Consider the following 12,976-nt stretch of genomic DNA (forward strand, 5'->3'; position numbering starts at 1 on the left):
CGGCCTATGGCGACATACACTACAGAAATTGCATCAGACAAAATAGTATCTGACAACCCCATACACCAGAGATTGCTTCAAGCGTACTATGAAGCCAAGCCTTATGTAAAAGGAAAAGTACTTGAACCTGGCTGTGGAGAAGGCCGTGGAATTGCTGTACTCGCTCCTTTAGCTGATGACTATTTGGCTCTTGATAAGATTGAAGAGGTAGTAGATAATTTGAAGCCCCAGTTTCCTGAGGTAGAATTTAGAGCGGTAGTTTTCCCTCCTTTTGATGACATCCCAAATGACTCTTTTGATACTGTGATCACTTTTCAGGTGATCGAACATATTAAAAACGACAAACTGTTTTTAGAAGAAATTCATAGAGTGCTGAAGCCAGGCGGGCAAGCCGTAATAACCACCCCTAATACAAAAATGTCTCTTTCTAGAAATCCATGGCATGAAAGAGAATACACGAATCAGGAATTGAAAGAATTGGCTGGGAGCATTTTCTCTAAAGTAGAAATGAAAGGCATTGCTGGCAATGAAAAAGTGATGGAATATTATGAGCAAAACAGAGCATCCGTTGCCAAAATCACTCGATTTGATATTTTCAATTTACAGTATCGTTTGCCTAATGCTTTGCTAAGAATTCCCTATGACCTATTGAATAGATTGAATAGAAATAATCTTCAAAAACAAGATGAAGGGTTGGTTACGGAGATTGATAGAAATGACTATTTCCTGAGAGATGAGCATGAAGAAAACCTTGATCTTTTCTGTGTGGTGACAAAATAGTGCTTGTACAGCATAACAAATTATTTAGATTTGCTCCCAATATAAACGGGTCGTTAGCTCAGCTGGTTTAGAGCGCCGCCTTGACAGGGCGGAGGTCGCTGGTTCGAATCCAGTACGACCCACTTGAAAGACAATCAGAAATGGTTGTCTTTTTTCATTTAACCCTAACAGGGTTTAAAACCCTGTTAGGGTGAAGACGTTCCCATTCAAACCATTTATTTACCTCCCCCATTTTTTGATTTGTTTCTATCAATTCGTTTGATGTACCTTTCTTGTTCTATTGAATCAAACTGATATCTAATGAAACAACTCACAACCCTATTACTGATAGTTATCACCCTAACATCCACTGCCCAAAAAAGAAAGTCATCTTCCCCCAGTTCGATTAAATCAGCACTGAACGAAACATCTATAGATGGGCTAAAATTTCGTCATGTCGGCCCTGCACTCATGTCTGGCCGAATCGCTGACTTTGCAGTCAATCCTAATAATCCCACGGAATATTTTGTAGCTGTAGCTTCTGGTGGAGTATGGAAAACGGTAAATAATGGCAACACCTACGAACCCGTTTTTGATAGTCAAGGCAGCTACTCTACTGGTGTAGTCACTATGGATCCCAACAACTCCAACGTGATCTGGGTAGGGACTGGTGAAAACAATAACCAAAGAAGTGTTGCCTATGGCGATGGCGTTTATAAATCATTGGATGGAGGTAAAACATGGAAAAACATGGGTCTGGAAAAGTCAGAACATATTGGTTCGATTGTAGTTGACCCCAACAACTCAGATGTGGTTTATGTAGCTGCCATAGGTCCGCTATGGAGCGAGGGTGGAGATAGAGGTCTTTATAAAACCACCAATGGTGGTGAAAACTGGCAGAGAGTATTACACGTCGACAAGCACACAGGTATCAATGAAGTTCACATGGATCCAAGAAATTCAGAAGTACTTTACGCGACTTCGCACCAAAGAAGACGTCATGTATTTACCTACATAGGTGGAGGGCCAGGATCAGGCATTCACAAATCTACGGATGGAGGAAAGACGTGGAAAGTAATCAACAGTGGATTGCCAACAGTGGATTTGGGTCGAATTGGTCTGGCTATTTCCGCAGCCAACCCAGAATATATCTACGCCATAGTAGAAGCAGCCAGAGGTGAGGGAGGCTTTTATATTTCCACCACAAGAGGAGAATCGTGGGAGAAAAGAAGTAGTTATACCTCAAGTGGCAATTACTATCAAGAACTAGTAGCAGACCCACTTGACCCAGATAAAATCTATAGCATGAACACCTGGATGCAAGTCTCTGTGGATGGTGGGCGATCTTTTAAAAACGTAGGGGAAGATGCTAAACACGTGGACAACCATTGTTTGTGGATCAATCCAAAAAATACCAACCACCTGCTCGCCGGGTGTGATGGCGGGATTTATGAAACCTGGAACAGTGGCAAGCACTGGTCTTACAAAGACAACCTATCCATTACTCAGTTTTATAAAGTCTCTGTAGACAATGCCAAACCATTTTATCATATCTATGGTGGCACGCAAGACAACCTCAGCATGGGTGGCCCATCCAGAACGGTCAGTGCCAGCAGTATCGTCAATGCAGACTGGTACATTACACAAAACGGCGACGGATTTGAAACTCAAATTGACCCTGAGAATACTGACATTGTGTATGCCCAATATCAGTATGGTGGATTGACACGATTCGACAAGAAAAGCGGAGAACAAAAAGGTATCCAGCCCAAAGAAAGAAAAGGAGAAAATGAATACCGTTGGAATTGGGATGCACCACTTCAAGTGAGCCATCACAAACCACAAAGACTGTACTTTGCCGCCAACAAACTATTCCGCAGTGAGAATAGAGGCAACAGTTGGGAAGTACTAGGTGATGACCTCACAGCCCAAATAGACAGAAACAAACTAGAAGTGATGGATCGAATTTGGAGTGTGGATGCCGTCGCTAAAAATGGCTCCACTTCACCTTATGGGACTATAGTGGCTTTCTCTGAATCTTCATTAGATGAAAATCTACTCGTGGTAGGCACGGATGACGGACTCATTCAAATCTCTAAAGATGGTGGAAAGTCATGGAACAAATCTTCCAGCTTTCCTGGTATTCCAACTAATACCTATGTGAATATGGTATTCACTTCCAAGCATGACAAAAATGTGATCTATGCCGTATTCAACGACCATAAAAGAGGCAATTTCAAACCATACCTTTTGAAAACTACAGATCAAGGAAGCACCTGGACGAGCATAAGTGGAAATCTACCAGCACGTGGTTCTACCTACTGTATCGAAGAAGATCATGAGGATGCCAATCTGCTTTTTGCCGGAACTGAATTTGGCGCCTTTTTCTCAGACAATGGTGGACGGGAATGGAAGCAGCTCAAAGCTGGATTGCCTACCATTGCCGTGCGTGACATGGCCATCCAAAAGGATGAAAATGATTTGGTACTGGGCACATTTGGACGCGGCTTTTATGTGCTGGATGATTACGCTGCACTGAGGAATATTAGTAGCACTTTGAATAGTGCCGCTCAACTCTATCAAGTAAGAGAGGGTTTGCTTTTTGAATACTCCTATCCTTATGGACTGAAAGGCAAATCTATGCAAGGAGATAACTTCTACACTGCCGAAAATTTAGGTTCTGAGGTGATCTTTACCTACTTCATCAAAGACGACATCAAATCTAAAGCAGACCAGAGAAAGGAGCAAGAAGCCGAAAACCTAAAAAAGAAGGCTGACAATTATTTCCCTACCTATGAGGCACTAAAGGCAGAAAAAGAAGAAGAGAAACCTGAATTGCTTTTTACAGTTCAAGATTCAAAAGGAAATGTCGTCAGAAAACTCAGCACTACCCCTGCTAAGGGCATCAATAGGATCAACTGGGATTTGCGCAACACGCCAAAAGGCCCAATAGACCTAAGTACACCTGCATTCTACAATCCTTGGGCAGGCACCAATGAGGGCACCATGGTGGCTCCAGGTAATTACTCAGTGACGATGTCTTCGGTCATAGATGGCAAGGAAACGGTATTAGGCAAGCAGTCCTTCAATCTGATTCCAATCAACAATACCACTTTGCCCACAGCTGACAGAGCAGCCTTAGCGGAGTTTATGACCAAGGTCGGCATATTGGAAGGCCGAGCGTCTAGCGTAGCCCAGGCTATCAGCGAAATGAATAGTGACATGAAGTATATCAAAGCAGCGATTTTGGAAACACCAACCGCACAAAGTGAATTGATGACGACTTACCAATCCATCAAAGACGAATTGAATGCTCTGAGTATTAAAGTAAATGGTGATCCTTATAAATCGAGTCTCGACATGGGACAAGTGCCATCATTGAGCAGCCGAGTGGGATCACTGGGATCAGAACAGGCCACTTCTACCTCTGCCCCAACACAGACGCATCAGGACGTGTACAAAATCACAGCAGAAGAACTAGAGCCAGTTTACGCTGCCACCAAAGAACTGCTTGAAGTGAAGATGGCCAATTTCAAAAAACAACTCAAAGCTGCAGGTGCGCCTTACACGCCAAGGAATTTGACGTTTTTGGAATAGTACGCTTATTCATCATAGGTTCAGGTTTAAACCCTGAGCTTTGAATTTTTATGAAACAAAAAGGTGATGTCAAAGTGGCATCACCTTTTTTTGTTTTTGAATTTGATATAATTGCCAAGGGAGGCTAACAAATTCCGCTAGGTCGCAATTGTATTGCGACTATAACTTCCTGGGCATTTGAAATGCCTAAAACCTCAAACATGGAATAATAATGTCATTGCCCAGCGTCAGCCCGGGCAATCGCTAGCTACTGGCAGATTGATAATAAAGAGCAGATCATTGCTCTAACAGATTACCCAAAGGCTCCCTTTGGTTGCCTTGTGTAATGACGTCCCGTTTTATCAAAGCAACTGCTCTTGAAAATGCACTTTCTGATATTGTGAAGGGGTGTGATTGGTCAATGACTTGAATTTTCGATTGAAATTAGAAAGGTTCACGAAGCCTGAGCGATAACATACCTCTGTCACGTTGATCTCTTTATTCAAAAGCAGCTTGCACGCATGCGCCACCCTCAATTCATTGAGGAAGCTCACATAAGTCTTTCTAGTTCTTTGTTTAAAATATCTACAAAAAGCAGAGGGCGTCATATTAGCCACTTCTGCTACTTCATCCAATGTGATCGGACGGTGATACTCACGCATAGTGAATTGGAAGATATCATTCAGGCGCTTGCCTTCGGACTCATCTACATTCAGATTATGAGGCTCTTTGGACAACCATTGATGTTCATCAGTCTGACTTAGCAAGTTAAAAATATTGAGCAGGGAAATAATTTTAGTAATCCCATCGTGCTCTTCTATCTCTATAATGATTTTTGAGACTCTCCGCTTGGCATCACCATTGAGCCGCAAGCCTCTCACACTTTTCCGCATAAAATCATTGACACTGCGCATCTCAGGCAATTCAAAGAAGTCTTTTCCAAAACTTTCGGAATCAAAAAATACACAGATAGCATGACACATTTCTGTACTGTCCTCATCATAATAAGAAGGATCACTTTTGAGCACATGAGGTACATTAGCTCCAAAAATAAATACATCACCTTCGGAGAAATTGCCGATATAGTCCCCTTGGATCACTGTCCCATGACCTTTCACGATCAGTGTGATTTGAGATTCGGGATGCTGATGAAGAATGTCGTAGAACTGGGGCATAATATCTACTTGCACCCTAAATGAGGAATCGTCTGTCTTCGGAATCTTAAATGGTAATACCTTCATAACTCATCAAATTATCATTTTCTAAATAGCTGCTTCAGTAAACAAATGCAATCCACTGTACCACATTTGACTACAAAAGATATTATTTATACATCAATATCAAAATAATCCCTTAAATGATGTCAATATCATACCAGCATCAATCAAATATTGATAAGCCACGCATTTTCCCTTGGTCTACTTTTACAAAAATTTTAAATTGGAATAGGAAGTCAACAAATCAGCTGGGTACAGCCTTGTTTCCCCTGATTGACTCTAATTGACCTAAGGATATTTTAAACAGTAAAGACATGAAAATTAATTGGCAAGGCGTATACCCCGCAATTACCACCAAGTTCGATCAAAACGACAATCTTGATTTAGACGCCTTCAAAAAGAACCTTGAAGTCCAACTCGCCTCAGGCATTCATGGTGTCATCTTAGGCGGTACCTTGGGCGAAGCCAGTACCCTCACAGAGGAAGAAAAAGATCAGTTGATCAAAACTACTATTGAAGTGACTAAAGGGGACATCCCTGTGGTGATCAATATTGCCGAACAAAGCACCAGAGGAGCGATAGCAGCCGCCAAAAGAGCCGAAAGCAACGGCGCCAATGGACTCATGCTTTTGCCTCCAATGAGATATAAAGCAGATGACAGAGAAACGGTAGAGTACTTCAAAGCGGTAGCGGCTTCCACGTCTCTCCCAATTATGATTTACAACAATCCTGTTGACTATAAGATTGAAGTAACCATAGACATGTTTGAAGAATTGGCTCCAATAGCCAATATTCAAGCCATCAAAGAATCAACTAGAGATGTGACAAACGTCACTCGTTTGAAAAGCAAATTTGGCGATAGATACGCTGTTCTTTGCGGGGTAGACACTTTAGCCGTTGAGACTTTGGTCAATGGCGCTGACGGATGGGTTGGCGGATTGGTATGCGCCTTCCCTGCTGAAACTGTCGCTATTTATGAATTGATGAAAGCAGGTCGAATCGAGGAGGCTGTAGCCATCAACCGTTGGTTTATGCCATTGTGCGAATTGGATTTGCATCCAAAATTGGTACAATACATCAAGCTAGCCGAAGTAGCAGCAGGTATTGGCACAGAGCATGTAAGAGCACCACGTTTGCCACTGATAGGTAAAGAAAGAGAAGAAGTACTGGCCATCATTGATGCTGGCATCAAATCGAGACCAGTACTCCCTGATTACAAGGCGTTAGCTGTTTAATATAATAAAGATAAAACCGTCATTGCGAGCGAAGCGCTACGCTTTAGTCAAGCAATCTTAGCCCCTTTTAAAAGAATGAGATTACTTCGTCGCTCCTCCTCGCAATGACGTTGTAAATATTTAAAACATTACCCCATGCACGGAAACAACAGGATAGGATTCGAATTATCAGACAAAGGAACAGCCACACTGCAATCTTTTAACCCCGCCAAGGCAGAAACCAGAGCAGGCAAATTCAAAGGAGCTACCTCAGAGGATATTGAGGCTGCCATGACAAAAGCAAAAATTGCTTTCGATAGCTACAGTCAAACCTCTCCTGAAAAAAGGGCTCAGTTTTTAGAAGCTATAGCTGATGAAATCCTGAACCTTGGTGATGAGCTTGTGCATGCGGCCATGGAAGAATCTGCATTACCTGAGGGGCGAATTGTTGGCGAGCGTGGCCGAACTATGGGACAATTAAAATTATTCGCTTCCCTCCTGAGAGACGGGGTTTGGGTAGAAGCCACGATTGACACCGCCCAGCCTAGCCGCGAACCTTTGCCAAAGCCTGACATCAGAAAAATGCTCAGACCCATTGGACCTGTAGTTGTCTTTACGGCCAGTAATTTTCCTTTGGCTTTCTCTACAGCTGGTGGTGATACGGCCTCTGCATTAGCTTCTGGCTGTCCTGTCGTAGTCAAAGCACATAACTCTCATTTGCAAACTAATGAATTAGTATCTGACGCGATTGCCAGGGCAGCTGAAAAAACGGGAATGCCAGATGGTGTTTATTCCTCTTTGGCTGGAGAAGGATTTGAGTTAGGAACTACATTGGTTAAACATCCAAATACAAAAGCCGTCGCCTTCACAGGTTCTTTGGATGGTGGTATGGCACTTTACAAAATGGCCATAGAAAGAGATGAACCCATTCCAGTTTTCGCTGAAATGGGAAGCATCAATCCTGTGATCTTCTTACCAGAAAAACTAAAAGCTGAAACCAACGATCTAGCCAAAACTTATGCGGGATCAATCACCTTAGGTGTAGGTCAGTTTTGTACCAATCCAGGGTTACTGATAGGGCTCGAAAGTCGAGAATTGGACCAGTTTTGTGAAACATTGGCTCATGAAATCACAACAAGTGCAGCAGCAACCATGCTCAACGAAGGAATTGCCAATAGCTTTTCCAAAAACAAAGAAACTTCATTAACCCAAAACGGAGTAAAATTAATTAGTTCGAATAATGTGGAAACCCCTCGCAATGGCGCTAACGCTGCCGTCGCGAGGGTATCTGCCACAGACTTCCTGAGCAATCCTAATTTGCAACATGAAGTATTTGGCCCTTACTCCTTGATTGTCACATGCAGGGATCAATCTCAGTTAGATGAAGTCATTACACAGCTCAGTGGGCAATTAACCATTACTTTCATGGGCAATGAAAATGATTTGAAAACATTTGAAAAACAGATTCATTCAGCTGAAAAAAAGACAGGACGCTTGATTTACAATGGCGTGCCTACAGGCGTGGAAGTTTGCTCTTCCATGCAGCATGGAGGGCCATTTCCGGCAGCCACTGATAGCAGATTTACTTCTGTAGGATCTGATGCCATCAAAAGATTTGCAAGACCCGTCTCTTATCAAAACGCACCTCAGTTTTTGTTGCCTGACGAACTGAAAAACGAAAACCCCAATGGTATCTGGCGAAGTGTAGATGGCATCTGGACAAATAATGGTGTATGAAATACATAGAGGCAGAGGAACTAGAGCAGCTACTAAACTATGACGAATTGATTCCAAAGATCAATGAGGCATTTGCTCAGGATTACAATATCCCCATGCGGCACCATCATCAATACCCAAATCCAAAAGAGGGAATGGAGTCTACTCTACTCCTTATGCCTGCTTGGGACAATGGTGAAAATCTAGGGGTGAAAATCGTGAATGTATCGCCTCATAATACTAAACACAATCTTCCATCCATTCAGGGGCTTTACATCTATTTCGACTTGCAAACTGGTACACCCAAGGCTTTGATGGATGCTAAAAAATTAACTGCCAAACGAACAGCTGCTGCCTCAGCTTTAGCCTCAAAATATTTATCCAGAAAAGACAGCCAGACACTTCTGGTTATTGGCACAGGAACACTATCTACAGAGTTGATCCAGGCCCATTGTTCTGTTCGTCCGATTACCCAAGTTTTGGTTTGGGGAAGATCAGCAAGCAAAGCGCAACATGTAATTGATTCTATTTCAATCTCTGGAGTAGCTATGAAAACTGTTTCATTGATTGAAGAAGGGATGAAACAAGCAGACATCATCAGCTGTGCCACACTCAGTCCTACCGCGTTAGTTTTCGGCAAGTATTTGAAACCTGGACAGCATCTGGATATGATTGGTGCCTACAAACCCGACATGCGCGAAATGGACGACGAAGTATTGGCTAAAGCTGAAGTGTATGTGGATAGTATGGCAGGAGCCACTAAAGAAACAGGTGACTTGGCCATTCCAATTGCTAAGGGTACATTTAAAATGGAAGACATCAAGGCTGATTTATTTGAACTGGCTCAAGGCAAAAAAGAAGTAAAGCGAGCACAAGAAACAATTACCTGTTTCAAATCAGTAGGTCATGCCTTAGAAGATTTGGCGACTGCTACCTTGGCCTTTGATAAATCTCAAAACAACTAACGCATGTCTAGAAAAACCTTTTTTTGTGTAGATGCTCATACCTGTGGTAACCCAGTGAGGGTGGTCGCTGGAGGAGGACCCAATCTGATGGGTGCTAATATGAGTGAAAAACGACAGCATTTTCTCAAGGACTACGATTGGATTCGAACGGGTTTGATGTTCGAACCACGCGGTCATGATATGATGTCGGGCAGCATTCTCTTCCCCCCTTCTAATCCTCAGAACGATGCAGGTGTTCTTTTTATAGAAACCAGTGGCTGCTTACCCATGTGCGGACACGGCACGATTGGTACTGTGACTATTGCTATTGAGGAAGGGTTGATTACACCTAAAGAAACTGGTAAATTAAGGTTAGAAACACCTGCGGGATTGGTTCTAGTAGAATATTTACAAGAAGGGAAAAAAGTGAAATGGGTGAAATTGATAAATGTCAAATCTTACTTAGCTGCTGAAAACCTGACCATTGAAAGTAACGACTTAGGGGAGCTCACTTTCGAAGTAGCCTATGGTGGAAACTTTTATGCCATAGTAGATCCACAGAAAAATTTCGAAGGCGTACATAAAACTACTGCTGGAGATTTGATCAGGTGGAGTCAAGAGCTCCGCAATAAAATCAACGACAAGTACGAGTTTGTGCATCCAGAAAATGACACCATACGAGGACTATCCCACATGCTCTGGACTGGCGATCCCATAGACCCCACTTCAACTGCAAGAAATGCCGTATTCTATGGAGATAAAGCCATTGATCGTTCGCCATGTGGCACAGGCACCTCCGCTCGCCTGGCCCAATGGCACGCCAAAGGAAAGTTAAAAACAGGTGAAGAATTTGTGCACGAGAGTTACATAGGCTCTAAATTTATTGGGAGAGTCGTAGAAGAAACTACTTTGGGAGATAAACCAGCAATTATACCTAGTATTCAAGGTTGGGCACAGGTGACCGGGTACAACAACATTATCATTGATGATGATGATCCGTATGCTCATGGGTTTCAGGTGATCTAGACGATGAATAAATCAATGGAAATTAAATTACTAAATCATTGAAAATAGCAATAGTAGGCAGCGGAATGATCGGACTCTGTTCGGCATATTATCTGAACAAACAGGGGTATGAAGTCACTGTCATAGATGAAGGTGATGGATCTAACAATTGTTCATTTGGAAATGCTGGATTTTTCAGCCCCAGCCACATGGTGCCACTGGCTTCGCCAGGAATCGTTGCCCAAGGACTAAAATGGATGACAAACCCTGAAAGCCCGTTTTACATCAAACCAAGTCTTGATGTAAATCTTGCCAAATGGAGCTGGCAGTTCTTTAGGGCATCTACAAAAAAGAGGGTCAACCAGGCTGTACCCATTCTAAATCAAATGCTGATGGAGAGTCGGACATTGATTGAGGAGATTTTGGCCAACACTAAAATTGATGCTGGGTTCGACAACAAAGGCCTGTTGATGTATTGCAAGTCCCAGCATGTGCTGGACGAAGAAGCAGAGATAGCCGAATTGGCAAGACAGTATGGACAGGCAGTAGATATACTTTCCTCGTCCCAGGCAGAAAAACTCAATCCTGGTTTCGAGATTGATACTGTGGGTGCCGTGCACTTTAAAAATGATGCTTGGTTTACACCCAACTCCTTCATGAGCGGATTTCAACAATATCTGAAAACTCAGGGGGTAGCGTTTCAATTCAATACCAAGGTTCTTGACGCAGAAAAGAATCATGGACACATCAAGACCCTCCTTACGGAAAAGGGCAAAATAGAAGCAGATCAGTTTGTGATTGCGACTGGTTCCTGGACAGCTAAATTTTTGAAGCAATTGGGAATTAAAATTTTACTCCAAGGTGGAAAGGGCTACAGTTTTGAGGTGAAAGATACACCTGTCCTGCCAAAAACAGCCTCTATCCTAACTGAGGCACGCGTGGCGGTAACACCTATGCAACATGGCTTACGATTTGCAGGTACCATGGAAGTCAATGGGTTAGACCTTTCGATCAATCCCAGAAGAGTTTTAGGCATTCAAAAATCTATCCCTGATTACTTTCCTCAATTCAATCAGGATTCTTTTGCAGATGTAAAACCATGGGCTGGACTAAGGCCGTGTTCTCCTGACGGGATGCCATATATCGGCAAAACCAAAAAATTTGACAACCTGATCGTAGCTACAGGACATGCCATGCTGGGTATTTCTCTAGGACCAGTTACTGGTCAGTTAGTCTGTGAAATTGCTCAGGAAAACACACCACATCTGGATGATACTTTGCTGGCTGTAGAGCGATATAGTTAGATCACCTCATTCGAAAATTTTTCTGTCCGAGGACGACGGTGTCGTAGGAGTTTTAAAATTTTCTAGCCTTTTTGCTTACTTTTTTGGCAATGAAAAAAGTAAGGGCCAGCCTGGCCTGAAGGCAATGTTTGATATGACATTGGAGCTAGATTAACTCCATAACAATTAATACAAATATTGAATATGGATACTTACAAAAGATCTCTAGCCCACCAAACCTTCACCCCTCCCTCCGACTGGTTAAAAATCAAAACCATAGATATGCACACAGGTGGGGAACCATTGAGAGTAATTCTAAGTGGACTACCCGAATTGAAAGGAAATAATGTACTAGAATACAGACGATTCATGAAAGAAAATCATGACCATCTTCGCACAGCACTCATGTATGAACCACGTGGTCATGCAGATATGTATGGGGGCATACTTGTTCCTCCAAATGACGATAGGGCAGATTTTGGCATTCTTTTTCTCCACAACGAAGGTTACAGTACCATGTGCGGTCATGCGACCATCGCCATAACCAAATTGGCTGTGGAAATGGGATGGGTGGAAAAAGTAGAACCCGTCACTAAAGTTGTTATTGACGCGCCATGTGGCCGACTTGAAAGCTTTGCTCGAATCAAAAACGGAGAAGTGGCATCTGTCTATTTTCATTGTGTGCCTTCTTTTGTAGTGGGGTTAAATTATGAAGTGGAAGTAGAAGAACTTGGGCTGATTCAGTACGACTTGGCCTACGGAGGAGCTTTTTACGCCTACGTGGATGCTGACCAATATGGTATTAAAATGACCCCAGACAATTACCAACAATTGATAGGAAAAGGTACAGCCATCAAACAAGCAGTCATAAAATCAAACGATCAAATCCATCATCCTTTTGAGCCAGACTTGAGTGAGCTCTATGGTACCATATTCACTGGAAAGTCTCACTCCAATCATATCGATTCTAGAAATGTCTGCATCTTCGCTGCGGGAGAAGTAGATCGATCTCCTACAGGCTCTGGTGTGTCAGGTCGAATGGCCATTCATCATAAAAGAGGGGAGCTGAATGATGGAGAATTTATGTCAATAGAAAGTATACTGGGTTCAGTTTTTATGGGTTCGGTTTACAAAGAAGAACAATATGGCTCCTTTGATGCTGTCATTCCCCAGGTGGAAGGCACAGCTCATATCACAGGACAAAATGAATTCCTGATAGACCCAAAAGATTCATTTAAAGAAGGTTTTCTTTTGAGGTGAAT

Annotated in this window: 9 protein-coding genes and 1 tRNA gene; 9 read left to right on the top strand and 1 reads right to left on the bottom strand. The window is 42.7% G+C overall.

Annotation, left to right across the window (positions count from 1 at the left end):
• Positions 1 to 6: 6 nt before the first annotated feature.
• The 3 genes from B9A58_RS09825 (at position 7) to B9A58_RS09835 (ending at position 4,356) form a co-directional block, all read left to right on the top strand.
• Positions 7 to 780: a class I SAM-dependent methyltransferase gene (locus B9A58_RS09825; protein ID WP_084372674.1), complete on the top strand. Its 774-nt coding sequence runs from the start codon at positions 7 to 9 to the stop codon at positions 778 to 780.
• A gap of 47 nt (positions 781 to 827) precedes the next feature.
• A tRNA-Val gene (locus tag B9A58_RS09830) sits at positions 828 to 902 on the top strand.
• Between the two features lie 178 nt (positions 903 to 1,080).
• Positions 1,081 to 4,356 (top strand): VPS10 domain-containing protein, encoded by a 3,276-nt coding sequence (locus B9A58_RS09835; protein WP_084372675.1) that lies wholly within the window; start codon positions 1,081 to 1,083, stop codon positions 4,354 to 4,356.
• A gap of 341 nt (positions 4,357 to 4,697) precedes the next feature.
• On the opposite strand, the gene B9A58_RS09840 is transcribed toward B9A58_RS09835, so the two are convergent.
• Positions 4,698 to 5,576 carry an AraC family transcriptional regulator gene (locus tag B9A58_RS09840; protein WP_084372676.1) on the bottom strand — a complete coding sequence of 293 codons (879 nt, stop codon included), beginning with the start codon at positions 5,574 to 5,576 and terminating at the stop codon, positions 4,698 to 4,700.
• Positions 5,577 to 5,866: 290 nt separating this feature from the next.
• Between B9A58_RS09840 and B9A58_RS09845 the strand changes: the two genes are divergently transcribed.
• From B9A58_RS09845 to B9A58_RS09870, 6 genes are all read left to right on the top strand, one after another.
• Positions 5,867 to 6,787 (top strand): dihydrodipicolinate synthase family protein, encoded by a 921-nt coding sequence (locus tag B9A58_RS09845; protein ID WP_084372677.1) that lies wholly within the window; start codon positions 5,867 to 5,869, stop codon positions 6,785 to 6,787.
• A gap of 135 nt (positions 6,788 to 6,922) precedes the next feature.
• The gene (locus tag B9A58_RS09850; RefSeq protein ID WP_084372678.1) at positions 6,923 to 8,503 is read left to right on the top strand and encodes an aldehyde dehydrogenase (NADP(+)); all 1,581 of its coding nucleotides are present in this window, start codon (positions 6,923 to 6,925) and stop codon (positions 8,501 to 8,503) included.
• The gene (locus tag B9A58_RS09855) at positions 8,500 to 9,447 is read left to right on the top strand and encodes a bifunctional Delta(1)-pyrroline-2-carboxylate/Delta(1)-piperideine-2-carboxylate reductase (RefSeq protein ID WP_084372679.1); all 948 of its coding nucleotides are present in this window, start codon (positions 8,500 to 8,502) and stop codon (positions 9,445 to 9,447) included. Before B9A58_RS09850 ends, B9A58_RS09855 begins: the two co-directional genes overlap by 4 nt.
• A gap of 3 nt (positions 9,448 to 9,450) precedes the next feature.
• Positions 9,451 to 10,452, top strand: coding sequence for a 4-hydroxyproline epimerase (locus tag B9A58_RS09860; RefSeq protein ID WP_084372680.1), 1,002 nt, complete (start codon positions 9,451 to 9,453; stop codon positions 10,450 to 10,452).
• Positions 10,453 to 10,490: 38 nt separating this feature from the next.
• Positions 10,491 to 11,735, top strand: coding sequence for an NAD(P)/FAD-dependent oxidoreductase (locus B9A58_RS09865; protein WP_139793824.1), 1,245 nt, complete (start codon positions 10,491 to 10,493; stop codon positions 11,733 to 11,735).
• 183 nt (positions 11,736 to 11,918) lie between these two features.
• Positions 11,919 to 12,974: a proline racemase family protein gene (locus B9A58_RS09870; RefSeq protein WP_084372682.1), complete on the top strand. Its 1,056-nt coding sequence runs from the start codon at positions 11,919 to 11,921 to the stop codon at positions 12,972 to 12,974.
• Positions 12,975 to 12,976 lie beyond the last annotated feature (2 nt).

Source organism: Reichenbachiella faecimaris (genome assembly GCF_900176375.1).
Taxonomy (GTDB): domain Bacteria; phylum Bacteroidota; class Bacteroidia; order Cytophagales; family Cyclobacteriaceae; genus Reichenbachiella; species Reichenbachiella faecimaris.

Excerpts from the sequence above, each read along its gene's own strand:
- B9A58_RS09825 (WP_084372674.1), top strand. The coding sequence starts at position 7 with ATGGCGACATACACTACAGAAATTGCATCAGACAAAATAGTATCTGAC.
- B9A58_RS09835 (WP_084372675.1), top strand. The coding sequence starts at position 1,081 with ATGAAACAACTCACAACCCTATTACTGATAGTTATCACCCTAACATCC.
- B9A58_RS09840 (WP_084372676.1), bottom strand. The coding sequence starts at position 5,576 with ATGAAGGTATTACCATTTAAGATTCCGAAGACAGACGATTCCTCATTT.
- B9A58_RS09845 (WP_084372677.1), top strand. The coding sequence starts at position 5,867 with ATGAAAATTAATTGGCAAGGCGTATACCCCGCAATTACCACCAAGTTC.
- B9A58_RS09850 (WP_084372678.1), top strand. The coding sequence starts at position 6,923 with ATGCACGGAAACAACAGGATAGGATTCGAATTATCAGACAAAGGAACA.
- B9A58_RS09855 (WP_084372679.1), top strand. The coding sequence starts at position 8,500 with ATGAAATACATAGAGGCAGAGGAACTAGAGCAGCTACTAAACTATGAC.
- B9A58_RS09860 (WP_084372680.1), top strand. The coding sequence starts at position 9,451 with ATGTCTAGAAAAACCTTTTTTTGTGTAGATGCTCATACCTGTGGTAAC.
- B9A58_RS09870 (WP_084372682.1), top strand. The coding sequence starts at position 11,919 with ATGGATACTTACAAAAGATCTCTAGCCCACCAAACCTTCACCCCTCCC.